We start from the raw sequence: 26,669 nt of genomic DNA, 5'->3' as shown, positions 1-26,669 counted from the left end.
AACACAATCCCGCCTTGCCGGGCATGCAGGATACAGCGACAATAAAACCCAATGGAGCAACAACTGCAATCCGGGACTTTTGCGCCTTTGAAAGTGAAATTTTTATATCCACTGACAGCCGCCACCCTGTTCGGCGCCCTGCCTGTCAGCGCAGCCAGCGATCCTTTACTGCGGATTAACGTCAGCGGCGTGGATGAAGCGCTCGAAAAAAATATCCGTGCTCACCTGGGTTCCTTACCGGAATCAGAGGTACAAAGGCGCGCCTTTCTGTTTAATGTGCAGGACAGCGTCGAGGCTGCACTGCAATCGGTGGGCTATTACCACGGTGAACTCAACCAAAACCTCATTCGCCATGATAAAGGTCCGTGGGAACTCTCGCTGACTGTCGCGCCCGGCGAGCCTACCCGTATCGATTGGGTGGACATCCGCTTTGCCGGTGACATGCTTAATGATGCCGCCTTTGACACCTGGCTGGATGACGTCAGCCTGAAGCCGGGTCAGGTGCTCAATCACGGCAGCTATGAAAATCTTAAAGCCGAGCTTGGCGCCATCGCCCTGTCCCGTGGCTATTTTGATGGCAAGTACACCAAAGCTGAAATTCGGGTAAACCGCGATGAAAACCGCGCCACCATCAGCCTGCACTTTGATTCCAGCGCCCGTTACCGCCTGGGAGATGTCAGCTTTGAGGGCGACACCCTGGATGAGGGCTTTCTTGATAGACTCATTCCCTTTGAGCACCAGAGCCCCTATGCAACCCGGCGACTGTCAGCACTGAACAGCCGCCTGCAGGAGACCGGCTATTTCCGCTCAACCAAAGTATTGCCTCAGCTGGATAAGGCCGAGAATGGGGAAATTCCCATTAAAGTCGAACTGGACAATCGTCCGGATCATTCCATCGAGCTGGGTTTGGGTGGGGATATTGGCTCAAGCAGTGACAGCACCTTTGAGCCCAGAGTCAGGGTGACCTGGCGCACGCCACAAATCAACAGCCATGGCCATTCTCAGGAAACCAGTATCGAGTGGTCGCCAGACAGGCCCAAGTTTTTAACCACCTATACCATTCCCCTCACCCATCCGTTGGACGATCAGTTAAAACTGCGACTTGGTCTGCTGCGGGATAAGTACGGCGTGACCCAGGTATACGAACCCGAGGATCTGGATTTCAGAAACACAGGTCAGTTGGAGTCCAGCAAGCAATTACTGGGGGTGCTCAGGCAGCAGTCTCTTGGTGATGGCTGGTTGATGGGGTACTCGCTGGATTTTATCCGCGAGAGCTACACCCAGTTTGATACCGATTATTCACCATCTTTCCTGCTGGCAGGATTTAGTCTGTCCAATACCGTCAGGGGGGATGCGACTCTCGACCCCAAGTGGGGTTACCGTCAGTCTTACAGTGTGGATTATGCCGATCCCAGTCTGGGCTCCGCCACACGTCTGACCCGCTTTCAAGCCAAATTTAAATGGATAGACACTTTCTTTACCAAACATCGCCTGGTTGCCAGAGCCGATTTTGGCCTCAACCTGGTGAGCGATGGTGACCTGGCACTGGTGCCTCCGTCGCTGAGGTATTTCACCGGTGGCGATCAGAGTATTCGCGGCTATGCATTCCAGGAAATTGGCCCCTATATCGAATTCACCAATGATGATGGCCAAATCGCCCGGGAAGTCATAGGCGGTCGTTACCTCGCAGTCGGCAGCCTTGAATATCAATATTATCTGACGCCATCCTGGCGTTTGGGCTCTTTTGTCGATGCCGGTAACGCGTTTGATAAGGACCAGTTTGAACCCGTGGTATCCGTTGGCGGGGGCGTACACTGGATTTCCCCCATAGGCCCAATCAAACTCGATTTGGGCGTAGGTCTTACTGAGACAGATACCCTGGAGCGCTCGTGGCGTATTCACCTGACTATGGGAAGTGAACTATGAGCCAGGAGATGAATCAAACCACGCCGCCAATGGGCTCTGACTCCCCAAATACCCCCAAACAGGCAACAACGGCAATGCCCTGGTATCACCCCTGGCGGCTCTTCAAGCTTATTACCCGACTGGTCGTTTATGTCCCGCTGCTACTCCTTGTGCTGCTGGCCTTGTTGCTGGGCACACCATTTGGTGCCCGTATCGCGGTAGGTATTGCCACAAGTGTGGTGCCCAATTTCAGCGCCAGCTATGCAAGTGGCAGTATCAACCGTGATCTGGCTCTGAGCGATATCCATTGGTCCATGGATGGGATTTCCGTTGAAGGCAAATCGCTGCTGCTGGAATGGCAGCCTTCCTGCCTGCTTGCCAAAGGCCTGTGTGTGCAAAACCTGTCGCTCGAAGGCCTGGCTCTGGTAATAGAAACAGACAAACTCCCTAAAAGCGACAGCGAGCCCACACCCGCGCCTGAAAAGCTGGTATTGCCCTTCACTATCTCCCTGGATAAGGCGCAATTAACCGCTGTCGATGTGCGCGTCGATACTATGGAATTTGGGGCCGATTACCTGATGGCGGCCGCAAGCTGGCAGGCAGATGGGTTAAAAGTCAACGAGTTACAAAGCCGTGGCTTACAGGTGCTCATACCCAAACCGGACGAAGCCGATTCCGGGATTAAAGGCAGTCCCACCTCATCCGATAACACAGCCACAGACAGCGCAGCGCCAACAGACAAAAACTGGCCCCTTGCCAGCTTGCCGACCATCGCCCTGCCCATGAACCTGCAATTATTGAAAGCCGAGCTGACCGATACTCACCTTGCCATTCTTGGTGAGGAAGAAGTAATAAGTCGCCTGCAGCTGGGAGCGGATTTCGAAGGCAGTGCTCTTACGGTGCAAGAGCTTAAGCTCGAACACCCCGAAGCCGAATTGGAATTGAAAGGCACAGTGGATTTGTCTGCGGACTATCCCATGGCACTGAAACTCAATGCCAACACCCACTCGCCGTCTCGTTTTCCTGATATCGGCGAGCAACAATTACAACTCGACCTCAACGGCAGCCTGTCACAGCTGGTCCTGAAGATACAGGCTAACGGTACCCTCGGTTTTGAGCTGGATGCCGAGGCCGCCCTGTCAAACCCCGAGATACCCTTTACGCTGACCCTGAGTAAGGCAAATGTGGGATGGCCGCTGCAGACGCCCGATTACCAGACTCAGGAACTTACAGTAGCGGCAAGGGGTAACCTGAAGGCCCAACAGGCGAGTATCAATGGCAATATCATTACCCCGTTTCACAATCCGCTTTTGCTCAACGCCGAACTCAGTCATCAGGGGCAGTCCCTTGAAATAACTGAAGCCGCAGTGTCTGGTGAGCCGGGGAATATTCATCTCAGTGGTACGCTGAATTATGCCGACGGCCTTGTCTGGCAGGCGGGTGTCAGCTTTGACAAGCTCACGCCCTCTGCTCTTACGCTGCCGGAAGGCGTGACCTTACCCCAGGGCAGCCTTGATGGCGCCTTTGAAACAAGCGGTACCGTTAATAACCAGTGGCAAATCAGCCTGTCACAAGCCGATATTCACGGCGAGCTGGAGGGGTTCCCAGTCACCCTGACGGGCGATGTGACAGTTAACGACAAACTGCACCTCAGTGCACAAGACTTTTTATTGACCGCTATGGGCGCCAAGCTGACCCTTAACGGCAATGTTGAAGATGACTGGGATCTGCAAGGCCTTATCCAGGCTCCCGATTTATCGCTTCTGGCTGAAGGCCTGAGCGGCAAGTTGATGGCCAATCTTGATGTGAGCGGCAGCAACAAAGATCCTTTGGTCAACCTTCACGCCCAGGGCGAAGAGATAAAGTTTGGTACAACCCAATTGGCGTCGTTATCGATAAAGGGTTTGTACCAGCCATTCGCCAAACATGAATTTGCCCTGTCGGTAAAAGGGAATGCCTTACACCTGGGCAGTCGCAAACTCGAGTCGGTTACACTGGGCGCCAAGGGCGATATCAACAAACAAAAACTGCGGGCGGAAAGCTTTGGCGACATCCGCCTCGATGCCGTGGTGGAAAGCCTGTTCGATGAAAAAGCGCAGCAGGTCGCAGCGAGCATCACCCGCTTTGATCTCGGCAGCGAATTTGGTGACTGGGGCTTATCCCAGGATTTGCAGCTGAACTGGAAACTCGCCAGTAGCAGCGGGACCCTGAGCGAGGCCTGTTTTACCCAGGGTGACAACGCGCTTTGCCTACCGCGACCTGCCACACTGGGGAGTAGCGGTGATGTGGCCATCAGTTTCCGGGGAGAGCCCGGCGCCATCATAGACAAGCTGCTGCCAACAAACATGGACTGGAAAGGCAAAGCCAGCCTCGACGCCGCGGTAGACTGGAGCCCCAAACGCAAGCCGGCAGGCGAGTTGAGCCTGGTGTTCGAACCCGGCTCAGTCACACTGTTAAGACCCAAGGGCAAAATAGTCGAAGTGGGCTTTGAAGCGCTGTCAGCCAAAGCCAGTCTCAGCCCCGACACATTGACCGCAGATTTGAACCTGCGCTCCACCCGACTCGCAACGCTGGATAGCCGCGTCGAAATTGCGGTGACACCCGACCGGACGCTCGGCGGATATATTCATCTCGACCGGATACAGCTCGAAGCGCTGAGAGAGTTTTTACCCCAGCTGGATACCCTGGAAGGTGAGATAAGCAGCGAACTCACCCTTGCCGGTACCTTGATGTCGCCAGAAGTCAGTGGCAACCTTGCGCTGGCCAAGGGGGCATTTTCCGCCAGTGCCAACCCCACTCTGATAAGCGATGTTGAGATGCTGCTGGCTTTTGCGGGCCAACAGGCCAGGCTTAATGGCAGCTGGGTGATGGGTGAAGGTAAAGGGGGCATCGAGGGTACCCTCGCCTGGCCCGATGGCCAATTTAGCGGTGAATTGGCCGTGAAAGGCGACAAACTGGCGGTCATAGTGCCGCCCATGGCATTACTGGACGTATCCCCCGATGTGACTCTTACCTTTAATGCGGCCATGTTGGATCTTAAGGGCAGCGTCAATATTCCCACCGGCAACATCAAGATAGTGCAGCTTGCCGAAGGCGGGGTCGCCGTATCCTCTGATGTGGTATTTGATGACTCCATTGCCGAAGCCGAACAAAAGACCAGTCCTTATGGTGTGACGGCCGATCTCAATATTCGGGTGGGCGATCAGGTGAAAATCGAAGGCATGGGCCTTCAAGGCCGACTTGACGGGACCCTGCGATTGCAGCAACAAGCCTTCAAGCCGCCTTTACTGTTTGGTGACGTAAAGGTGCTCAGTGGCAGCTACAAATTTATGGGACAAACCCTGAAGATCCCCAAGGGCGAAGTGCAGTTTGTCGGCCCGCCGCAGCTGCCTAACCTCAACATTGAGGCCATCCGTGAAATAAAAGACGAAGACTTGATTGCCGGTGTCAGGATCACGGGAACCGGTATGGCGCCCGAAGTGACCCTGTTCTCCAATCCATCAAAAGAACAGGCAGAGATCCTGTCTTACATTCTCAAAGGCAAAGGCTTCGCCAGCAATGGCAGCGGCGACAACAACGCCTTGATGATGGGCGCGGCACTGTCACTGAGTTCATCGCTGTCGGGGGGCGCTATTGGCAGCATTGGCAGCACGGCGACCTCCCTGGTCGAAAAATTTGGCTTCTCCAACGTACAACTGGATACCAATGATGAAGGCCGGGTTGCCATCAGTGGCTACATAGGAGAAAACCTGATGGTGAAGTATGGCGTGGGTGTGTTTAACCCGGGCTACGAGATGACGGTCAGATACTACCTGCTGTCGCAGCTGTACCTGGAAACTGTGTCTGGTACCGTTGGCCAGTCGCTGGATATCTACTACAGCTTCGACCTCTAGCATTAGCCTGCGTGCCTTTGGCAAAAGGTGGCAACCGGAATGTTGCCGCCTGGACTTCTCTGTTGCCAACACAGAGGTTTTCGCTCCCCTCGACGGATAACTATCACTCAGTGCGATACCGACTGATAGCCTAACGCATCAGCTGCGGGCACAAAAAAAGCGCCCAATGGGCGCTTTTTCCGGCAAAGCTTAATGATTAAGCGTAAACGAAGTCTACGTGGTCAATCATTGGCTTGAATACGTGGCGCTGCATAGCCTGAGCGCGTACGTTTACTTCTTTGCCGTCCAGAACGATGGTCAGAACGCTGGTGTAAAAATCATCGTTGGCCTGGATGTTGATGATGTCCTTGTGTTCAAAAACGATGGATACTGGCTCTTTGCCAACACCGTAGATAACAGCAGGAACTTTACCCTCACGACGCAGGCGGCGGCTCGAACCTTTCCCGATCTCAGTGCGGGTTTGTGCAGGAATAGTGTAAGACATGTTTTTATCACTCATATCAGAAAGTTACAGCGTAAATTGATTTTCGACCAACCAAATCACACTGGCTCCGTCAAACACGAAGCGCGCGCATACTAACACAGCCACCCACACCGGGCAAGGCAAGACTGTACTTTGGCGCCACAGCAGACAAATTGCTAAACAAAGTTTGCAATTGTAACTGCATGGAAAATCTTATGGTTACCAAGAGTTGGGCTGTGATCTTGCTCACATTTCATCCATGGCACCGCTGTTACGCTGCAACGGATTGGCTTCTGGAGACTCACCATGGTCACAAATAATACTGGCGTCAACGAGTTAATGCGTCAGTGGCAAGGCAGCTTTTATTTGTTGGATGCCTTAATGAATCGATTGGAGTGCAAGTTCGATACTCTGGTGATAACCAATGACACCATGGACCTGCTGTTGGCAGAAGCCATCGCCTGCACAAGTGAATTGGACAGCCTGACCCGCCGTTTAGCGGGCAGAAACAGGCCCTCTTCGCTGCGCCAATTTTACTGCAGATTGGCGGCTACCTTATCCGACTGGCAAATGAACAGAGAGCAATCAGGCCTCAGGACCGGATGTTGCTCTCTCTTATCTGACTATGGCGTACTGCTGACTGAATTGGATGCCTGGTGTAAAACCGTTACCAACTGCGTACACGCCCCACATCCACATGCACAAACCCCGACTGTGGATAGTAACCAACCCCACCCAGCTTAAGCTCTTTGGCGGCGTCTCTCAGCCTGTCCAGGCGGATCCCGGGTATGGCGATGTCGATAGCCTTGCCTTCCATGTGCAGGCTTTTCTTGGCAACCCCACCACTTTTCTTCGCCAGCATGGCATTGGTTTGCGGTGAACGATAACCGGAAATAATGTGGATTGTATCCTTGGTTTTTAGGTTTTCCTGCAGATGAAACAGCAGGTCATACAATCGCTTATCCATTGGTGCTGCAATATTTGCTCGATGATCACGCAAAAGATGATCAAAGTCGGTCAAAATCTCTTTTTGATATTTACCATCAACCCAGTAAGCTCCCTTACCTTCTTCCTGGGTGTGGCGGTTAAACATACTCAGCATCCTGCTGCCTTGGGTAGAACGACTGGCCATCGCCGGCGATGAAATTACAGAAAACATTGCCATGCTTCCCAGCCCAAGCATTAACTGCCTGCGAGCAGGAGAGAATTTTGTCACTCAGTCACCTTTGTATTATTTTTGGTCAAAACAGCCAAAAAATATAACGAAAGGCTTATATGATCAAGCTTTCTGACGCATAAACCATGACCGGGATCAAAATCCAATCCAATTGAAAACGGCAGCTGTTTATTGGGGGGTTGAGGCTATTTGGCGGCAAGAATTTGATTATTTTGCGCAAATCCGTAGATGTCTTCCCTGAATTGGGCCTTTCCTTCTGCATCGACCCAACTGGTCCAGTAGACAAAATGAACCGGTAGCCGTTCTTTGAGGGTAAACCAGCGGGTGGTCTGTGGTGTTTGTAGGGTTTGTTGCCAGCGACGTGGGTCAGCAAGGCGTCCATTGGCAAGCCATGCCGACAATTCATTGATTTTTTCAACCCTGACACAACCCGACGACAATGCCCGCATCGGTTCATCAAACAAGTGCTTATCCGGGGTGTCGTGCAAATAGACATTATCGTCGTTGGCAAAGTGGAGCTTAAACCGTCCCAACGCGTTGTCCGGACCAGGACGTTGTTCCAACAAGTACGGGAACTTTCCCGCTGCCGCACTTTGGAAAAAGTCGTCCGTTTCCTTCACTTCTTCACCTTCCCTGCTCCAGACGATAAAGCCCTTACGGGAAAGATAACTGCCATCTTTACGTACCTTTGGCAGCACATCCAACCGCATCAACCGGCGGGGAACCCGCCAGGAGGGATTCACCACCACTGCGCTTATTTCACTCTGAATAAAGGGCGTTTTACGGCTGGGTTTACCAACTATTACCCGCGAGTGCATCAGTGCCTCACCATCATCGACCAGCTCCAAATCAAAGGCGGGAATATTGACCAACACATAGGTTGACGGCAGCGTTTGCCGCTCGCGGCTTTGAACCAGATAGTCCTTGGCTAACCGTGCCGCTCGCGTCTCGGGTGCAAGGTTCAACCAATAGAGGGTTTTGGGGCCAATCACCGCATCCTGTTTGAGCCCATGACGATGCTGAAATGCCTTCACCCCCTGTGCCAATTCATCATCATAGCGGGAAAGAGCATAACCAGACTCAACCTCCATATCCCCAAGCAACCATAGCCGCTTTGCAATTGCCGCGACCTCAGTATGCGAATCACCGGGCCTGAGCAAACCATTCAGCACTATGGGTGGCCAGGGCTGTTCGGCCAACCAGAGCAAGTGCCGCAATCGATTCATGGTATTGAGGAATCTGTCGTTTGGCTCGAGAGCAATCAATCTTGAGTTGAGATCCGGTGCAGCGGCTTGATGATGAGCCCATTCGGCGGTCTCACTGCTGTTGTCAATCGTATTGCCACTCCGGTCCAGATACCCCGGGTTTGACTGCATACCTAGCTGGCGCCAGGCATTTTTCAGCTTAAGATAATCCAGCTCCAGAGACTTGGTGTCCGTGTCGAAATTGCGAAGCAACGGGCTTAGCTCAACCTCCAGTGAGGGCTCAGCCAAAATAAGCAAGCTGGCCTGGTCACGCATTAACTGACGGCTATAAGCGTCCTCCGCGCCCAGTGCGGCCAAGTTGACCAGACACAGTAAACAAATCCAATAGACTCTTGCCATGATGACTCCTGCAGGCGTATTCCTTCATGCCTTGCCTTAATGATGGCATCTGGATTAGCCCCTGTCATACCACTGCTGACTGACTTCTCGCGCAGAAAGCCAGCAACCGGCCAAGGATCAAGGATTTGCACTTGAAGATCATTTTCAAGCTGTTATAACTGGCCGCTTTTTTACAGGCCATTCTTTGAGGTCCATGGAGCGCTCATGAACAAAGCCACACTGACCAAGTTCATCGCCAACACCACAGGCATCAGCCAACCCGAAGCCAAACGCCAGCTTGAGCAAATTCTGGCATCGATTCGTCAGGCACTGGAAGAAGGAGAAACTCTCTATCTGCCGCAATTTGGTACCTTCGAGCTGCGTTATCACCTGCCACGTCAGGTACGCAACCCCAAGACAGGGGAATTGATGGAAGTGTCCGGATTTAACCAACCCAGTTTTAAACCTGCGCCAGCCCTTAAGCAGCTAATCGCGGGCTGACTGGCCCATTTGCGATTTGTTACTGTCCAACGGCGCCCCATACACTGAGCGAACATAATCAATATGAGCACGCTGAGCGGCTTCGCCGGAGCTCAGCATAAGTTCTTCAGCAACGACAAGACAGCGTGCAACATCAGCCTGCGCAAGCGATGCTGGCTGCGCATCCAACATATCCAGGTATGCCAACATGCCCGGTAGCAAGATAACCCCGTGCGGCAAGGACGTTTTGAAGCTGGCATCTGCCCCAAACACCACCAGGGAGTGAACCCTATCAAGCTGCATTACCTTTTTCAGTGCTTCACAGTGACCGAAATTTTGATGTATTGGATTTGGAAATGAATAGTGCTTGCCATGCAATACCTGTCGCCAGCTGCGCGCCCGGCTACTGCCAAATATCCAACCACGATAGTGTTTACTTTCTATTGCCAAAACATGAGTTTGGGTGATTAACAGTAAATCCACTTCAGTGGAGCCTCCGTCAGCTAATGGCACTAACAGATTGGTAAACAGGCCATAACGCTCCCCGCGGTAATGTGACTTGATAAGCGCAGCGATGGCCTGTTCGCCTGCAGATCCCCTTACCCTGGCACTGTCTTTGGGAAAACGTGACAAGACATGTGCTATCAGCAGCATTGGCAATACCAGTAACAGCCACAAATATACCTGCGTCCCTGACGCCTGGTAGGCTTCCCTGAGCTGCGTTCCCAAGGTTTGATGGGCTACCAGCGACGACTGAGGTTTATCAGGAACGCGGGGCTGGATGAGCGTCATGGCATCCCGCACCTGCCTGGAAGAATGCACCGATGTATCGTTTGTACCGAGCGCTTGAATACCGCTGCCGGGAGGAACAGGCGGGTGCTTTGGCGGGATTGAACTAAGGTGTGACGGCTGCACTGATGCGCTGGGTAATCCTTGCTTTCTGGGCAGTTCAACAGGTAACTGACAGTGCCGACGGAAACTATCGTCAAGCTCAAGATATCTTTGACTTCCGGGTGCGAGACTATCCCGTTCACTGACAATCAGGATACAGGTTTCCTGCGTATATTGTGCGGCCGAAAACTCAGAAGGAGAAGCTAAAGTGAGCTCAAGGCTCCATCCTGGCCGCGTGAGCAACAGGCAAACACCCACCAAGCGCCAATGAAATATCCGCATCCGGTTAAAATTCCTTTTACACTCTGAATTGCCAAACTAAAACACGCGTCTGCCGCTTACAGCTTGCTCCCATGTAGGGAAGCGGTATTACTATACTTCCATTTCATGGTGCTATGCGGAATATACCTTATGAAGTTGAGATAGAGGCAGGATAAAACAAGAGAGTATGGATGCCAGTCAGCACAAAACCAGTCAACCAACCAGTGCGCTATAACAGAAGAGTGAAAGAAGTGCCGGTGGTTGTGGTTGGCGGCGACAATAACTGAATAATGATGCAGATCCACACAAAATAACTCAGGAGAAGATATTAGGCTAAGAGGATTTGCGTAATAAGCTGGGAGTGTAACTTCTTGATTTGAATGGTACCCGAGGACGGACTTGAACCGTCACGACGTTACCGTCGAGGGATTTTAAATCCCTTGTGTCTACCGATTCCACCACTCGGGCAAAGTGTCGATGCTTCGTTGGATGAAGTTATCGAAAAGTGGAGGCGCGACCCGGAGTCGAACCGAGATCGACGGATTTGCAATCCGCAGCATAGCCATTCTGCCATCGCGCCATCTTGTACCAAGCTTCCGGGGAGGAAGTTTGGAGCGACATATCGGGTTCGAACCGATGACCTATACCTTGGCAAGGTATCGCTCTACCAACTGAGCTAATGTCGCATTGTTGCTTTTAAGTTTCCGTGCGTCGCACCGAAGCTTTAAGCATCTGCACTCAAAGTTTCCCCTGACTGCGGATTGGCATTCTACCGATTTCACCCTCACTGTCAAATGCTTATTTTCAGTGAAGATATCGTATGCGCACTAAATAAACGACCTGTATTAAACACGCACAATCATGGCCGATTCTTTACTCAGAAGTCAGATCTTTCCAGGCTGCCAGGATATAACTCATCATTGACCAGAAGGTCAAAATGGCGGCGAGGTAGAAAAGTCCAAAGGCCAAATCCACCAAAAATTCATTGGGTTTCCATATAAGGCCAATGATTGCCACCATTTGCGCTGCCGTTTTGTACTTACCAATCCAGGAGACAGCAACAGCACCACGCTTGCCAATTTCGGCCATCCATTCACGCAGCGCTGAAATAACGATTTCCCGACCAATCATGAAAAGCGCCGGCAAGGTCATCCAGGGGCTATTGTAGTCGGCGACGAGGAGCACCAGTGCTGTCACCACCATTACCTTGTCAGCAACAGGGTCCAGGAAGGCGCCAAAACGCGTCAATTGTCCCAGTTTGCGGGCCGCATAACCATCAAGGGCATCAGTAATGGCCGCGAGCCAAAAGACGAAGGCTGCCGCAAAGGGTGTCCAGGAATAAGGAAGGTAAAAAATCACCACAAAGACCGGTAGCAAAAACAGTCGGAATAAGGTCAAGGCAATGGGTAGATTAAACGGCATGGGTAACCCTGGGAGTTCGAAAGCAGCGCCAATCTTGCCTGATTTTTGTCACCCCCGCAATGCGTCGTGGATAGTTTGCGCCATTTCTGCGCTGATCCCGGGCACCTTGGCAAGCTCGGCGACACTGGCATTTTTAACTTGCTGTAATCCGCCGAGATATTGCAGCAGTGCCTTGCGACGTTTAGGACCAATCCCGGGAATTGACTCGAGGGACGAGGTATTTCTGGTTTGCTGCCTTTTCGCCCTGTGGCCAGTAATGGCAAAACGGTGGGACTCATCTCGAATATGCTGAATGAGGTGCAGCGCCGGATTATCGGACTCCAGAGAAAATTCGGCTTCGCTGCCACCAAAAATGAGGGTCTCGAGCCCGGGTTTGCGGCTTTCCCCTTTGGCTACCCCAACAAGCAGCGGCTGCCGGTCAAGCTCGGCAAACTTGTCGTTGACTATCGCCATGGCTGCTCGCAGTTGCCCCAGGCCACCGTCGATAAAGAGCACGTCAGGCACCTTCCCGGTTCGTTCAATCTTATCAAACCGACGGGAAAGCGCCTGAGCCATGGCCGCGTAGTCGTCACCACCAGTGATGCCGCTGATGTTGTAGCGACGGTATTCACCCTTATTGGGGCCTTCACGGTTAAAGACCACGCAGGAAGCAACGGTGCTTTCTCCCATGGTGTGGCTGATATCAAAACACTCCATGCGTTGTATGGGCGCGCCAAGACCCAGCACTTCCTCCAGGAGCTCCATACGTTGCTCAACCGTGCTCTTGTGGGCCAGCTTGGTCACAACGGCATTGGCAGCATTGGTATTGGCCAGGCGCAAAAACGCAGCCCGCTCCGCCCTCACCTTGGTTTTGATTTCAAGCCGGTGACCCAGTGAATCCTGCATGGCGGCTTCGAGCTCATGCAAGTCTTCAAAGTCCTCCCCAAGCAAGACTTCCTTTGGAATGCTGCGGTGCGCCTCATTGCCCAAATAGAATTGCAGCATAAAGGCACGCAACACTTCTCCAAGCTCAGTGGCATCTGGCACCGCAGGAAAATAACTGCGGCTGCCAAAAATCTTGCCTTCACGGATAAACAGGATATGGAAACAGGCAATACCCGAGGCGTAATTCACCCCGATAACATCCATATCACCCTGCTGTCCTGAGACATTTTGCTGCTCGGCAACCTTGCGCAGCGCCTGAATTTGGTCGCGATAGCGCGCTGCTGCCTCGTATTCCATGGCCAGTGCAGCAGCTTCCATTTTGCTGACCAAACTGGCGATAACCTGTTGGTCTTTGCCTCTGAGGAACAGGGTTGCCAGCCTTACCTGCTCGTCGTAGTCCTCATCGGAAATTTTGCCGACACATGGCGCCGAGCAGCGGCCAATCTGATACTGCAGGCAGGGACGAGAGCGGGCGCGGTAGTAAGCATCTTCACACTGGCGGATGGGAAACAGCTTTTGCATCAGATTGAGGCTTTCACGCACCGCGCCGCCATTGGGGTACGGCCCAAAGTACTCGCCTTTCTCCCGCTGGGCACCTCTGTGGTAGGCCAGTCTGGGGTGCTTATGGCCACTGAGCAAAATATAGGGGTAGGATTTATCGTCGCGAAGCAGCACATTGTATTTGGGCATGTACTGCTTGATGTAATCATTTTCCAGGATTAGCGCTTCGGTCTCACTGTGGGTAACGGTGACATCGATGTTGGCGATGTTGGACACCAAAGCCTGGGTCTTAATATTGGGCAGATTCGTCCTGAAATAGGACGACAGCCGCTTTTTCAGATCTTTTGCCTTTCCTACATAGATAACCTCTGCCGAGGCGTCATACATGCGGTAGACGCCACTGGCACTGGAAACCGTTTTTAAAAAGGCTTTATGGTCAAACACGCTTAAAACTTGCCGGGATCGATAATCTTGTGTCGGATAGCCAGACGGGTCAGTTCAACGTCACTGCTGATACCTAATTTGGCAAATAAACGATAGCGGTAGCTGTTCACCGTCTTGGGGCTCAAATTCAATTGCTCTGCGATATCGTTCACCTTCATGCTGTTGATAATCATCATGGCGATTTGAAGTTCGCGCTCCGAAACCTGCTTGAATGGATTTTCGTCCGTCTGAGTCAGTTGGCTCAGGGCCATCTGCTGAGCAATTTCCGGCGAGAGATAACGCTGCCCGCAGGCGACCTGACGAATAGCTTGCAGCACTTCCGGCGGCTTGGCTCCCTTGGTGAGATAACCAAATGCGCCTGCCTGCATAACCTTGGTCGGGAAAGGGTCTTCGGTGTGCATGGATAACACAATAATGCGTGCATGGGGCTGATAACGCAGAATTTTGCGGGTCGCTTCGATACCGCCGATGCCGGGCATATTCATGTCCATCAGTACGACGTCAGCTTCATTCTGTTTGGACCAGCTGACAGCGGTTTCGCCATCCGGGGCCTCACCCACAACCTTGATACCCCGCTCATCTTCCAGGATCCTGCGGATCCCGGTACGAACCAACTCGTGATCGTCGACCAAATATACAGAAATCAAGTTGCACCACCCTGTTTATTTTTGTTTTTACGTAGCTGGCCACGCTCCTTGCGCCCAGCAGCGTTAATTTATCCCAAAGTATAGGTGGCTGGCAAAGCATTCCGGTGCATTTAATACAGGGAAATGACAGGATTATTGTGCAATAAATCAGATGCTTTGCCATAAGACTCAACAAACTGATAACGACATTGAAATCCAGTTGTTTATAACGCTGCTGCAGACAGGATTGCAGCTGGGCATTAGGGCCCCGGATCGCCAAAAGCAAAAAGGCGCTGTCCTGAGACAGCGCCTTTTCTTAATATGGCGGAGGAGCAGGGATTTGAACCCTGGGTGGGCTATAAACCCACGCCGGTTTTCAAGACCGGTGCATTAAACCACTCTGCCACCCCTCCGAACGAGACGCATAATATCCATGAGTCCCTAGGCTGTAAACCCCAATTTTGCAAATTTGTGTCGATTGCTCATTTCAGCAGCAAGAACAAGCGATTATGGTAAAGATTTCGCCAATAAGTTCATAAAGATACACATTTGGCAGAAAAGCTTGTAAGGCAATGCAGGCTGAATATTCCCCGATAACAAGCGAACCCTGCCAGGTCATCAATGAGCAAGTCCTAAAAGTCGCGAACGCCACACTTTTACGACAAGGCGAGCTCATGGACGATAGGGCGAGCTCATGGAGATAGGGCGAACTCATGGAGATAGGGCGAACTCATGGAGATAGGGCGAACTCATGGAGATAGGGCGAACTCATTGACGGTGAGGCGAACAAGCAGCATGTACAGGGTCAATGCTTGAGGTGCGACCACTAACGCGACCACTAAGTGGGAACTGTAAAAGCGAAAAGGCGCTGTCCAGAGACAGCGCCTTTTCTTAATATGGCGGAGGAGCAGGGATTTGAACCCTGGGTGGGCTATAAACCCACGCCGGTTTTCAAGACCGGTGCATTAAACCACTCTGCCACCCCTCCGAACGAGACGCATAATAGCCCTGAGACCGCGAGCTGTAAACCTCTTTTATCAAAAAAACAATCGATTGCTTAGGCTTTATCCAAATGGATCTGTTTTTGTACAGCAAAGCAGAAATAACCCACGTTTCGGGCTCACAAGAGACTGATAACAAGGAGCAAGGATATGCTAAAATCCGCCCAACGATGATTTTTCAATGACTTTGTATGCACCCATCCTTAATTGCCGCTGAGCGGCTGAGCCCTGCCTTTCATCTTCCAAGTGGTCTGTCAGACAATCCCGGTATCGGACAGTTGCTGCTGTGTCAGGACAGACTCCTCGATGCTTTTACCCTGGCAAGTCAAATTCCAGCGCAGCACTTATTTTTGGCTGATTTCCCCGGCGTGCACCGGGAGTCATTGTTCAGAGCGTTGGCACAATCCGCACCTGTCCCGCCAAGAGAGCTGGTTGTGCGTCGTAATGACACCGGCACTCAACTGGTTTGGGAGACGGCCCGCCAAGGAGAGCATGGCTCACTTGCCCGCGAGCTAGGACTTTTCGCTGTGCTGGGGCACCAGATAAAGCGCACTGATTTGTTGGGAGCCATGGTTGAAGACAGCAACGGCAAGGCGCAATACCGCCCCGGTGCCCTCGCCAGTTATCCCTATATTTTTATCTGCGTAGAAGCTCTCTATCGCCGGGAAGGCCTGTGGCAAGTCTTGTTGGACGTGCTCGACAAAGGCAGCTACCGCGTCGGCAAAGAGATGAACATTCCGCTGCAATCGACCATCATCCTGGTTGGCAGTGCCTTGCAGTATTCCGAATTGCGCGCCCATGACAGCAGCTTCAGCCGCCATTTTCCGCTTCTGGGAGAAATGGCCCACGAGCTCAATCTGACAGTGAAGTCCGAACAGGAGTATGGTCTTTGGTTAAAAGCCCTCGCACACGAAGGTGGCTACCAGCTTGACGACTCAGCCATGGCTCCCCTCTTCAACTTCGCAGCAAGAGAATGTGAACATCAACAGCGTTTGTCACTGTCTGGCCAGGACCTGGTACAGCTGTTCGCCCAGGCCGCAGTATATGGTCGCTCTGACAGACTGGATGCCAATGCCATCGACAAGGCCATTAAACAACTTACCCGGCGCCACAACAGCTCTGAACGCTTCTCTGCCCAGAGTTTCGATGACAGTTTTATCAACCTGCCCACCAGCGGGGAAATGATTGGCCAGATTAATGGCCTCACTGTTATCGACAGCGTAGATTATGCCTACGGTGAACCTGCCCGAATTACCGCAACAGTGCACTATGGTGATGGTGAAGTCGCCGATATTGAACGTAAATCTGAACTGGGTGGCAATATCCATGCGAAAGGCATGATGATCCTCTCAGCTTGCCTATATCGCATTTTTGGCCGCGATGCACCGCTTCATCTCAATGCCAACATAGTGTTCGAGCAGTCCTATCAGGAGATTGATGGCGATAGCGCCTCACTTGCCGAGTATTGCTGCTTGATGTCTGCAATTGCAGAGCAGCCAATAAAACAATCACTTGCCATAACAGGTGCGCTGGATCAGTTTGGCAATGTGCAGGCAATTGGTGGCGTTAACGAAAAAATCGAAGGCTTTTTCAATCTGTGTGAACGTCGCGGTCTGACGGGCGAGCAAGGGGTCATCATCCCAAAAGCCAACATGCTGCAGCTGAACCTAGATAGAAAAGTGATAGATGCCGCCTCCAAGGGACTGTTCCACATCTATCAGGTCGCACACATGGACGAAGCTGTGGAACTGCTGATGGCGCTGCCAGCTGGCAAGGCAGATGAAGAACATAACTTCCCTGAGAATACGCTCTATGGCCTGGTACAGGCCAGACTGGATAAACTGGCAGGAGATGAGCCACTGGATGAGCCCCAGGGGATCTTTGGATCTCTGCTCGCAAAATGGCCATTTTCCAGAGCTTAAAGCGGTGGTTGGACTTGTTTGGCGTACAGGTGTTCGCTAATCTTTGGCACTCTTAATGATGGAGTGGTAACTATTACAATGACTAAAGCAAACAGCTACACCAAAGAAGAACTGATCGCCTGTGGCCATGGCGAGCTTCTTGGCAAAAATTCTCCCCGTCTGCCCGTAGACAACATGCTGATGATCGATCGTGTCGTAACCATTAACGACAATGGCGGCGCCTTCGGCAAAGGGGAAATCGTAGCAGAGCTGGATATCAATCCGGATCTCTGGTTCTTTGGTTGCCATTTCGTTGAAGATCCCGTGATGCCAGGTTGCCTTGGCCTCGATGCCATGTGGCAGCTGGTTGGCTTCTTCCTTGCGTGGGAAGGTGCTCAGGGCAAAGGTCGTGCACTGGGTGTAGGTGAAGTAAAATTTACCGGTCAGGTACTGCCAGATGCCAAGAAAGTCACCTACAAGCTCAACATCAAGCGCACCATTCACCGCAAGCTGGTGATGGGTATTGCCGATGCAACCCTGGAAGTGGACGGCCGTGAAATTTATTCCGCCACCGATCTGAAAGTGGGTGTGTTTACCGACACCTCTACCTTCTGATAAACCCCATAATCAAAAACACCGGCTAAGGCCGGTGTTTTTGTTTATATCTGCACGGTATCCGCGTTAATCGGTTAAACACGTCTCTTGCTTAATAAACAGTACTGCAAACCGCCTGAAGCACTCAGCCCCCGCCTGATGGACACAAAAATGCCCTCTTTTCAGGGAGGGCAAGTAGCTGCATTAGGTGATTACTTGGTAAAGAGTCCGGTTATTCGGCCATCTACCCCCTCGCGCCAGCCTCCCAGCCATTGTGAGCGCGAATCAAGATTGGAATAGGGGCACATTTCCTTTGAACGACCACCCACTCCGGCCTGAAAGCCCTTAGCAAAAGCTCTGTCCAAGCGATCTCTTTTTTGTCTCTTCATGCAAGCGTCCTCTGTTCTACATAAACAAGAAGCAACAGCTTCACCTGTAGAAATAGAACTTTTCAGAGACGAGATCAATCAAAAAAACACTCGATTTTACCGAGTAAATATTAAGCTATTGAGACAGTGAAGAAAAAAAAGGGGCCTGGCGGCCCCTGATTTTTGATTAGTGGTTTTAGCGTACCCGGCGACGGAGCCAAACCAATGGCAGCAACAGCAAAGCGAACAGACTGGCCGCTCCCTGACGCTCATATTTCTCGCCACCGGTGTTTTCATCTACTTCCGTACAAGCTACGGCACCAGTCCCTGCTGGCTCAAGCACCACTGCACGGGGCAAGTAAGACGTCACGGGATTACCGTTACCGTCGAGTTCAAATACAAACTTGCCATTTTCAACCACGGGCAGACCGTTTTCGTCGACCTTATAAACCGGCTTGCGCACAAAGGCAGTGCCGACAATCACACCGGCTTCATTGATGCTGTTGGCTTCAACAACCTGAATATCCGCATTGTAGGTCAGGGTTTTGCCGCTGCCATCAACCACTTCAACCTGATGACGTTGCCAGTTGCCATCCGAGCCCTGTTCAAAGCCTTTGGACTCACAGGTCAGCAGGTTGTTGAGATTGGAGAACTCCCCGCCCTCTTTAGCATTCATATCAAACAGGAAACCGGCCTTGGGACGTGGCTTTTCTTTCTCGTGGGTGGTTTCTATGTAACCAACCACCTGGCCCTTGTTGTTGATGCTCTTGGCGCGGCTGGAAAGATCCGACAAGGTGCTGTAAAAATCGTTCGGCACAACCGGCTTGGCATCTGTCGCCTTGGTATCGAGATAGAAGAACTTGTCACGCAGATAACCCTGAATGTAACTGCGATATGAGCCCACCAAAAGACCGTTATCGTTGATATCGTAGGCCAGTGAGCTGTGCACGTCGTCTACGTTGATTACGGGTACCCAGTGGTAGTCATAAGTACCGTCCTGGTTACGAGTCCAGTAGGCGGCGTCCATGCGGAAATAATCTTCATCGCCGTTACGGTTCACATGGGAGCGACCCACCACAGTTCCCTCGGCGTTGATGCCAAGGCCCTGTGCTGTGTAAGTAAAGGTTGAGTCAGCAGCGGGAGTTAGCCCCAGTGGCAAGGCAGTACCTGTCACAGTGTCATTATCCAGCTGCCACACATAGGCGCGGGTCTGATACTGGACATTACGGGTACCGGTGGAGTTGGGGTACTGCTCAATCTGAACACATACGTCAACTGGCAGTGCGCCTTCTGTGCTGGCATTGTCCAGACAGGCCTGAACACGCTCACCGCCATAGCGACTGATATCGGTACTGGCATAGCCGGCAATCAGATTTCCCGATATAGCTGTGGCAGCAGACGATCCACCCACGTATACCTTTTTGTCAGACTCGCCTTCTTTGGTACTGGTGTATTCCACATAAGGCGGCGGCAGAGCCACATCGCCACTGGTCGTTTTGGCAACACCACGCAGCTCGAAGTCACGGTAGTACCAAAACTCCTGATCTTCGATGCTGCCGGAATATTCGAGGGTCTTCTGAGGAGCTGTGGTGGCACCCACTTTCACGCCTTCATCTGAAATACCGTAGTAGAAGGTGTCAATGGAGTTGATGGTTTCAGGAACACTGGTGTCAGTATCTTTGGGGTCTGTGGTGCCATTGATGCTTTCAAAGGTTGGCACCCAGGCGCCGGCGGCACCATTTGCCGCTGCGCTGAAGGTAAAGTTGTTGGCAACGATGGGCAGCAGTACTGAATAGGTGATCTGCTCTTCATCGGCAATCCCATCGTCACTGTCGATGATGCCACCTTCCACGTCGTCGGTGGACAGCTTTTTACGGCCCTTGGAGATCCCCACCAATTCGTTATTTTCGTTGACTCCCATGGCGTAACCGTTGCGGGTTCCTTCCAGGGTGCCTCGAAGATCGTAGCTTTCGAGGTTTTTAATTTCGTAAACCGGCGCGGCCTGAGCACTTCCAAGTACCCCGAGCACACCAACAGCCACCAGGGACAATGCCTTTTCCAACTGTAACTTCATTAATAACTTCCCATAATTATCATTGGTTTACTTCATTGACTCGAGTTCTTCCCAACGCTCGAAGTAAACGTCCAATTGCTGTTCTTTTTCGCCCAGCAATGCCAGCCGCGCGTTAACCGTATCCTGTGCCTGAGCATAAAACTCCGGCTGATTCACTTCCTGTTGCAGTGCCGCGATCTCGACCTCAAGGGCTTCCATCAGTTCTGGCAGGCTGTCCAGCTCCCGCTGCAACTTATAAGAGAGTTTCTTTTGTGCTTTTACATCAGCTTGCTGTTTTACCACAGGCGCCTGAGCTTGGACACTCTTTTGCCCTTCAGGTTCCGCCGCCCCTGTATAGAATCGTGCGCCCTGGTCGACCGCATCCTGATAACCGCCCACATATTCAGCCCAGCGGCCATTGCCGGTAAACCACCAGCTGCTGGTGACGGTATTGTCGATAAACGCCCTGTCGTGGCTGACGATAAGCAGAGTGCCATCGTATTCGGTCAACATGGACTCAAGCAGTTCCAGGGTTTCGATGTCCAGGTCGTTGGTGGGCTCATCGAGAATGATGAGGTTAGCAGGACGCAGCAGCAGCCTGGCCAGCAGCAGGCGGTTTTTCTCGCCACCGGAGAGGGCTTTCACCGGGGTGCGGGCCCGAGCGGGTGAAAACAAAAAGTCCTGCAGGTAGCTCAGTATATGGCGATCGCGGCCATTGACGGTTACCGTCTGCTTGCCATCCCCCACGTTTTCCTCAACGGTTTTCTCTTCGTCGAGGTTCTCGCGGTATTGGTCAAAATACGCAACTTCCAGTTTGGTACCGGTTTTGATGTTACCGGACTGAGGCTCGAGTTGGCCTATCAGCAGCTTGATGAGAGTCGACTTACCACAGCCGTTCGGACCAATCAGTGCAATACGGTCGCCGCGCATCACGCTCACCGAAAAATTCCGCACCAGATCTTTATCCGCCAGGTTGTAATTCAGCTCGCTGACATCAAACACCAGCTTGCCGCTGCGCTCGCCCTCGGCCACGTTCATGCGCACGTTCCCCTGGCGATTGAGTCGCTCAGAGCGCTCCATACGCAGCGCCTTGAGTGCCCTCACCCTGCCTTCGTTACGGGTGCGCCGCGCCTTAACACCCTGACGTATCCATACTTCTTCCTCTGCCAGTTTCTTATCAAACTGGGCATTGGCTTCGGCTTCGTGTCTAAGCCATTCGGCCTTGCCTTCAAGATACGCCTGATAAGTGCCGGGCCAGGAAGTCACGACGCCACGATCCAAATCCAGTATTCGGGTAGCCATGCGATTGATAAAGCCACGGTCGTGACTGATAAAGACGATAGCGCCCTTGTAGCTCAGCAAGAACTGCTCGAGCCACTCGATGGTGTCGATATCCAAATGGTTAGTTGGCTCATCGAGCAGCAAGAGTTCCGGCTCACTCACCAGGGCTCTGGCCAGGGCAACTTTGCGCTGCCAGCCGCCGGAAAGTTCACTGAGCGGCTTATCAGGGTCCAGGCCAAGGCGTACACAGTGAGCCTGAATTCGGGTATCCAGCTGCCAGCCATTCAAATGGTCAAGCTTCGCCTGCAAGGTTTCCATTTCCTTGAGCATTCGCGCTTGCATTGTGGCATCGGCGGTGGCGAGGTCGTGGGACAACTGATGGTAGCGCTCAAGCACTTCGCCGGCTTCTTTCAAGCCCTGGGAGATGTAGCTGTAGACACTGCCCGACTCCGCCTTTGGCGGGTCTTGCTGCAAACGGCTGATACGCACATCTGTTGCCAGGTTCAGCTCGCCATCGTCAAGATGCACTTCACCGTCGAGGATCTTAAGCAAGCTGGACTTACCGGCGCCATTACGGCCCACAATACACACACGCTCGCCGGCTTCGATGCTGAGATCGGCGTTTTTCAATAATGGAACATAGCCATAGGCCAAAGAGCCATTGGTGATACGAACAAGACTCACATCAGACTCCTGTAAAAGAGATTACATCGACAAGTTCAAACGGCCAGCCGAGCTCGGCGCCATCCCGCTTACGTAACAGTACGGGGATACGCACCCCATAACGCTCAGCAAGCGACTCATCATCACAAATATCCACCATCACGCAGGTCACGCCGGCCTCTTGCAGCAGCGCCTCGGCCAAATGGCAAAGATGACAACCATCGGTGTGGTACAACACAAACTCAGCCATGGGTCACAACCCAGCAGTTATGGATTTGCGGATTACGGGCGTAGTCCATTGGCAACACCTTATCGTCAATGTTTACCGCTTTAAGGCCAGCCGCCGCGAGGGCTTCCATATCCATTTTGAATTTGCGTTTATTGTTGGAGAACACAATCTCGCCGCCAGGACGCAACAGCTTTTTCAGGGATGCCAACAAATCCACGTGGTCACGCTGGACATCAAAAGAGTCTTCCATCCGTTTTGAGTTTGAGAAGGTGGGCGGGTCGATAAAAATCAGGTCAAATTGCCTTTCGCAATCGCGGATCCACTGCAGGCAGTCGGCCTGTTCAAACTGATACTGACGTCCAATCAGGCCGTTCAACATAAAGTTGTCTTTGGCCCAGTTGAGATAGGTATTTGACATATCCACCGTGGTGACAGACTTGGCACCGCCTTTTCCGGCGTGCACAGAGGCGCTGCCCGTATAGGCAAAGAGGTTGAGCACGTCTCTGTTTTTGGCCTTTTCGCCCACCAATTTACGGGTCAGTCGGTGGTCGAGGAACAGCCCGGTGTCCAGATAGTCTGTGAGGTTCAGCTTGAAGCTGCAGCCATACTCTGTGGTCACCAGCTCAAGCTTTTCACCATCCAGCTTTTGGTACTGATTGGTGCCCTTCTGACGTTCACGGGTTTTAAGTACTATCTTGTCCGGGTCTATACCAAGGGCACGTGGCAAGGCGAGCAGCACATCGGTGAGGCGTCTTTTGGTTACGGCTTCAGGAATGGCTGAAGGCGCCGCATATTCCTGCACCACCACATAATCCAGGTATCGGTCGACAGCGACGTTGTATTCGGGGATATCGGCGTCGTACAAACGGTAGCTGTCGATGCCTTCGCGCTTGGCCCATTTCTCCAACTGCTTGAGATTTTTCTTCAAGCGGTTGGCAAAAGGCGCGGCTATCTCGCCGCCCTGCCCCGTGGTATCCACAGGAATATCACGACGGGTACTGGTGGCATGCAGGGTATACAGATTAAAGGCGCATTCCAGAGCCCCGTTGTACATCTTCATCTGTTTGTCGGCTTTGAGTTTGAGCGAGGATACCAACTCCATATCGCTGCAAAGCAAACCGAGCTTCCAGCCGCCGTAGCTCTGCTTGAACTTTTCACCAAGCTGGAAGTAGAGCTGCAGCAAGCTGGTGACATTACCCAGACGCTCACCATAAGGGGGGTTGGTCAGTACCATACCCTCTGCCACCGGCGGCTCCATGTTAAGGGCATTGGCCACTTTAAAGTCGATAAAATCGAACACACCGGCGCTGTTGGCATTGCGTTTGGCAAGTGCAACGACCCGCGAGTCGATATCCGAGCCATAAAACTTAAGCTGACAACGGGTTTTACCGAGAGAAGCACGGGCCTTGGCTTCGTCCAGCACCTGTTGCCAAACGGCTTGGTCGTGTCTGCGCCAGTGTTCAAAGCCAAATCGTTCACGCATCAGACCCGGCGCTATATCACAGGCCATCAACGCAGCCTCGATAAGCACAGTGCCACTGCCACAGAAAGGGTCCAGCAGGGTCACGGGATTGTCGGCCCAACCACTGCGATACAGCATGTTGGCGGCGAGGTTTTCTTTCAACGGTGCTTCACCGGTATTGCCGCGATAGCCACGCTGGTGCAGCGCAGCGCCGGAAAAGTTAATCCCTATGGTGATCTTGCCACGGCCATAATGTGCATCGATACGCATGTCCGGATGGCCTTTTACCACATCCGGGCGACTCAATTCGTCATCACGGAATCTGTCGACTACGGCATCTTTGATTTTCAGTGCACCAAACTGGCTGTTATTGATAAAGCCGCCGGTACCGTGAAAATCGATACTGAAGGTACTGCGATTGCTGAAGTGCGATGGCCAATCAATGGTGTAGGCCGCATTGTAGAGTTGCTCAGCACTCTGGCACTCTCCGGTAAAAAGGATCAGTACGATACGGCTGGCCAAACGTGTCCACAGGGTAATCTGGTAGCCTTGCGCCAACGAGGCACTGAAATACACGCCGGCGACGCTTTCGCGCACGTTCTCTGCGCCAAGGGTTTCCAATTCTTTGGCAAGTGCATATTCAAAGCCCTTTGGGGCGGCTGCAAAAAAGTTAAACATGGGGAGTTACGCCTGCAGAAAAATCAAAGGGCATATTATACCCGCTCGATACTTTAAAAGATAAGCAATCTTGGGTTTGCGCCGCCTTTTTGACCATACGGCAACCGTTATTCCTCTTCAGAGCAAACATTGGGTCAATTTAACCCCACATCGCAGGATATTTGGGCAGTCAAACACAAAACCGGGAATTTCCCTTGTAATTGGATTACAGGATAGTTATAGTTCGCCCCGCTTCGACGCAGAGGGCTGAAACAGCCTTTCAATTGAAGTGAAAAATCGGACGCGGGATGGAGCAGCATGGTAGCTCGTCGGGCTCATAACCCGAAGGTCGTCGGTTCAAATCCGGCTCCCGCAACCAACTTTCTGGCTGGCAGAAAGACTCAAAACAAACAGCATACAAATCGGACGCGGGATGGAGCAGCATGGTAGCTCGTCGGGCTCACTCTTAATAATAAAAGAGTCGAAGGTCGTCGGTTCAAATATGGCCTAGCAACCAACTTTCTGGCTGACAAAAAGACTCAAAACAAACAGCATACAAATCGGACGCGGGATGGAGCAGCATGGTAGCTCGTCGGGCTCATAACCCGAAGGTCGTCGGTTCAAATCCGGCTCCCGCAACCAATTCCTCAATTACGAATTAAAACTGATTGCATCAAATCGGACGCGGGATGGAGCAGCATGGTAGCTCGTCGGGCTCATAACCCGAAGGTCGTCGGTTCAAATCCGGCTCCCGCAACCAATTTCTCAGTTAATACTCAATTCCAATTTCCCTTCGCTTAGTACGCCAGACAAACCAGCATGACAGCTCGTCAGGCTCACACTTAATAAAAGCATCGAAGGTCGTCGGCGGATGCCGCTAAGTACTGATCCGGCTCCCGCAACCAATTTCCTCAACGACAAATCAAAACTGATTGCACCGAATCGGATGCAAGATGTTAGCTCGTCAGGCTCACTCTCTAAAAAGAGTCGAAGGTCGTCGGCGGATGCGCCCAGTACTAATCTGGCGCCCACAATCAATGTTTATATACCTTCTTTTTCTCCCATTAAACTCAATCGACTAATCTGCCCTCCAACGATTAACCTCATTGAAAACGCCTAAAATTCAGTGCTGTTTCCTATTGTTACCCGCTAACAAAGCGTTGCTATTCCTTTTTTGATGCCTTAGACGATCCCGTATAAGCCGTTTTTATCATTGCGACAAAATAAAACACCGGCAAAAGCCGGTGTTTTATTTTGGTCAATCCTCAGAATGGATTCTGACTATACCCCTGCTGCGCGAGTATTGCATGGGCCGACATGGCAGACAGGGACATTTCAACCCCTGGGAGCAGCATGTTGTTGTCTACGCCCAAATAGGCAGCGGTTTGCCCACAAACCATAACCCGAACACCGTTATCCATAAGCGCCTTGAGCAGCTTTGCCTGGGCATTGCCCCGGGCAAGCTTTTTGAAATGTGCATCGTCAGAGAGGACGTCGAAAACCGCCTTGCCATGGACCACAAGAGCGAGCTGAATATTGTTGGGATCAACCCCTGCTGCAGCATGCATGTTGATAAAACGTGCCAGGCTATCAATGGTACGGTTTATCTTGCCCTCTTCACTTTGAGCCGCCAGGTCAAAGACCACTTTAAAATGTTGATCCTTGGGTATAGGGTAGGTTTGCTTAACCCGGTTGGCCACCTCGCCGTAGCCTTGAATAACCGGGCCACTGCGAAATTCATTGGCATTGGCACTGGCACTGGCACTCGGCAAAGCGATCCCCAATACTGCGGCGAGCGTAAGTGATGTTATCCATGATGATCCCGTCATCACCTTAGACACAGGCGTCATGTTGCCTCCCTATTCATGTTATGCATTTGTGAATCAAACT

18 protein-coding genes and 8 tRNA genes are annotated in these 26,669 nt (G+C 52.1%); 8 read left to right on the top strand and 18 right to left on the bottom strand.

Features of this window, described 5'->3' with window-relative positions:
* Positions 1-87: 87 nt before the first annotated feature.
* On the top strand, positions 88-1,926 hold the full coding sequence (locus K0H63_RS08680) for an autotransporter assembly complex protein TamA (RefSeq protein WP_434086755.1): 1,839 nt from the start codon (positions 88-90) through the stop codon (positions 1,924-1,926).
* Positions 1,923-5,798: an autotransporter assembly complex protein TamB gene (gene tamB, locus K0H63_RS08675; RefSeq protein ID WP_220067589.1), complete on the top strand. Its 3,876-nt coding sequence runs from the start codon at positions 1,923-1,925 to the stop codon at positions 5,796-5,798. Before K0H63_RS08680 ends, tamB begins: the two co-directional genes overlap by 4 nt.
* A gap of 196 nt (positions 5,799-5,994) precedes the next feature.
* Here the strand turns inward: tamB and rplY are convergent, their stop codons facing one another.
* The 3 genes from rplY to K0H63_RS08660 form a co-directional block, all read right to left on the bottom strand.
* Positions 5,995-6,282, bottom strand: a complete 288-nt coding sequence (gene rplY, locus K0H63_RS08670; RefSeq protein ID WP_220067588.1) for a 50S ribosomal protein L25 — start codon at positions 6,280-6,282, stop codon at positions 5,995-5,997.
* A gap of 646 nt (positions 6,283-6,928) precedes the next feature.
* Positions 6,929-7,477, bottom strand: coding sequence for a peptidoglycan L,D-endopeptidase MepK (gene mepK / locus K0H63_RS08665; protein WP_220067587.1), 549 nt, complete (start codon positions 7,475-7,477; stop codon positions 6,929-6,931).
* Between the two features lie 146 nt (positions 7,478-7,623).
* Entirely contained in the window at positions 7,624-9,042 is a 1,419-nt protein-coding gene (locus K0H63_RS08660; protein ID WP_220067586.1) for a L,D-transpeptidase family protein, read from the bottom strand.
* Between the two features lie 204 nt (positions 9,043-9,246).
* Between K0H63_RS08660 and K0H63_RS08655 the strand changes: the two genes are divergently transcribed.
* Entirely contained in the window at positions 9,247-9,522 is a 276-nt protein-coding gene (locus K0H63_RS08655; protein WP_220067585.1) for an HU family DNA-binding protein, read from the top strand.
* On the opposite strand, the gene K0H63_RS08650 is transcribed toward K0H63_RS08655, so the two are convergent.
* The 9 genes from K0H63_RS08650 to K0H63_RS08610 all read right to left on the bottom strand — a co-directional run bounded on the left by K0H63_RS08650 (position 9,508) and on the right by K0H63_RS08610 (position 15,558).
* Positions 9,508-10,674: a nuclease-related domain-containing protein gene (locus tag K0H63_RS08650; protein WP_220067584.1), complete on the bottom strand. Its 1,167-nt coding sequence runs from the start codon at positions 10,672-10,674 to the stop codon at positions 9,508-9,510. The genes K0H63_RS08655 and K0H63_RS08650 overlap by 15 nt on opposite strands.
* A gap of 360 nt (positions 10,675-11,034) precedes the next feature.
* Positions 11,035-11,121: transfer RNA gene (locus K0H63_RS08645), tRNA-Leu, on the bottom strand.
* Positions 11,122-11,159: 38 nt separating this feature from the next.
* A tRNA-Cys gene (locus K0H63_RS08640) sits at positions 11,160-11,233 on the bottom strand.
* Between the two features lie 30 nt (positions 11,234-11,263).
* Positions 11,264-11,339: transfer RNA gene (locus K0H63_RS08635), tRNA-Gly, on the bottom strand.
* Between the two features lie 187 nt (positions 11,340-11,526).
* Complete coding sequence (pgsA, locus tag K0H63_RS08630) at positions 11,527-12,075, bottom strand: CDP-diacylglycerol--glycerol-3-phosphate 3-phosphatidyltransferase (protein ID WP_220067583.1); 549 nt, start codon at positions 12,073-12,075, stop codon at positions 11,527-11,529.
* 48 nt (positions 12,076-12,123) lie between these two features.
* Positions 12,124-13,887: an excinuclease ABC subunit UvrC gene (uvrC, locus tag K0H63_RS08625; protein ID WP_258405709.1), complete on the bottom strand. Its 1,764-nt coding sequence runs from the start codon at positions 13,885-13,887 to the stop codon at positions 12,124-12,126.
* Between the two features lie 59 nt (positions 13,888-13,946).
* Complete coding sequence (gene uvrY / locus K0H63_RS08620) at positions 13,947-14,591, bottom strand: UvrY/SirA/GacA family response regulator transcription factor (RefSeq protein ID WP_011759722.1); 645 nt, start codon at positions 14,589-14,591, stop codon at positions 13,947-13,949.
* A 301-nt stretch (positions 14,592-14,892) separates the two neighbouring features.
* Positions 14,893-14,983 (bottom strand) — tRNA-Ser (locus tag K0H63_RS08615).
* Positions 14,984-15,467: 484 nt separating this feature from the next.
* A tRNA-Ser gene (locus K0H63_RS08610) sits at positions 15,468-15,558 on the bottom strand.
* Positions 15,559-15,762: 204 nt separating this feature from the next.
* Here K0H63_RS08610 and K0H63_RS08605 point away from each other — a divergent pair.
* Positions 15,763-17,493 carry a S16 family serine protease gene (locus K0H63_RS08605; protein ID WP_220067581.1) on the top strand — a complete coding sequence of 577 codons (1,731 nt, stop codon included), beginning with the start codon at positions 15,763-15,765 and terminating at the stop codon, positions 17,491-17,493.
* A gap of 78 nt (positions 17,494-17,571) precedes the next feature.
* Positions 17,572-18,087: a bifunctional 3-hydroxydecanoyl-ACP dehydratase/trans-2-decenoyl-ACP isomerase gene (fabA, locus tag K0H63_RS08600; RefSeq protein ID WP_220067580.1), complete on the top strand. Its 516-nt coding sequence runs from the start codon at positions 17,572-17,574 to the stop codon at positions 18,085-18,087.
* Positions 18,088-18,278: 191 nt separating this feature from the next.
* On the opposite strand, the gene rmf is transcribed toward fabA, so the two are convergent.
* The 5 genes from rmf to rlmKL all read right to left on the bottom strand — a co-directional run bounded on the left by rmf (position 18,279) and on the right by rlmKL (position 24,800).
* Positions 18,279-18,455: a ribosome modulation factor gene (rmf, locus tag K0H63_RS08595; RefSeq protein ID WP_011759719.1), complete on the bottom strand. Its 177-nt coding sequence runs from the start codon at positions 18,453-18,455 to the stop codon at positions 18,279-18,281.
* A gap of 175 nt (positions 18,456-18,630) precedes the next feature.
* Positions 18,631-20,508: a DUF3466 family protein gene (locus K0H63_RS08590; RefSeq protein ID WP_220067579.1), complete on the bottom strand. Its 1,878-nt coding sequence runs from the start codon at positions 20,506-20,508 to the stop codon at positions 18,631-18,633.
* 27 nt (positions 20,509-20,535) lie between these two features.
* Positions 20,536-22,452, bottom strand: a complete 1,917-nt coding sequence (locus tag K0H63_RS08585) for an ABC transporter ATP-binding protein (RefSeq protein WP_220067578.1) — start codon at positions 22,450-22,452, stop codon at positions 20,536-20,538.
* Position 22,453: 1 nt separating this feature from the next.
* Positions 22,454-22,681 carry a glutaredoxin family protein gene (locus tag K0H63_RS08580; RefSeq protein WP_220067577.1) on the bottom strand — a complete coding sequence of 76 codons (228 nt, stop codon included), beginning with the start codon at positions 22,679-22,681 and terminating at the stop codon, positions 22,454-22,456.
* On the bottom strand, positions 22,674-24,800 hold the full coding sequence (gene rlmKL, locus K0H63_RS08575) for a bifunctional 23S rRNA (guanine(2069)-N(7))-methyltransferase RlmK/23S rRNA (guanine(2445)-N(2))-methyltransferase RlmL (protein WP_220067576.1): 2,127 nt from the start codon (positions 24,798-24,800) through the stop codon (positions 22,674-22,676). The genes K0H63_RS08580 and rlmKL overlap by 8 nt, the downstream gene beginning before the upstream one ends.
* A gap of 281 nt (positions 24,801-25,081) precedes the next feature.
* Here rlmKL and K0H63_RS08570 point away from each other — a divergent pair.
* The 3 genes from K0H63_RS08570 to K0H63_RS08560 all read left to right on the top strand — a co-directional run bounded on the left by K0H63_RS08570 (position 25,082) and on the right by K0H63_RS08560 (position 25,539).
* A tRNA-Met gene (locus tag K0H63_RS08570) sits at positions 25,082-25,158 on the top strand.
* Positions 25,159-25,344: 186 nt separating this feature from the next.
* Positions 25,345-25,421: transfer RNA gene (locus K0H63_RS08565), tRNA-Met, on the top strand.
* Between the two features lie 41 nt (positions 25,422-25,462).
* Positions 25,463-25,539: transfer RNA gene (locus tag K0H63_RS08560), tRNA-Met, on the top strand.
* 505 nt (positions 25,540-26,044) lie between these two features.
* Here the strand turns inward: K0H63_RS08560 and K0H63_RS08555 are convergent.
* Positions 26,045-26,629 carry a DsrE family protein gene (locus K0H63_RS08555; protein WP_258405683.1) on the bottom strand — a complete coding sequence of 195 codons (585 nt, stop codon included), beginning with the start codon at positions 26,627-26,629 and terminating at the stop codon, positions 26,045-26,047.
* Between the last annotated feature and the right edge of the window lie 40 nt (positions 26,630-26,669).

It is taken from the genome of Shewanella zhangzhouensis (assembly GCF_019457615.1).
In the GTDB taxonomy this organism is placed as follows: domain Bacteria; phylum Pseudomonadota; class Gammaproteobacteria; order Enterobacterales; family Shewanellaceae; genus Shewanella; species Shewanella zhangzhouensis.
Note: the sequence above shows the minus strand (reverse complement) of the source record. Positions and strands in the feature narration are given on the sequence as shown.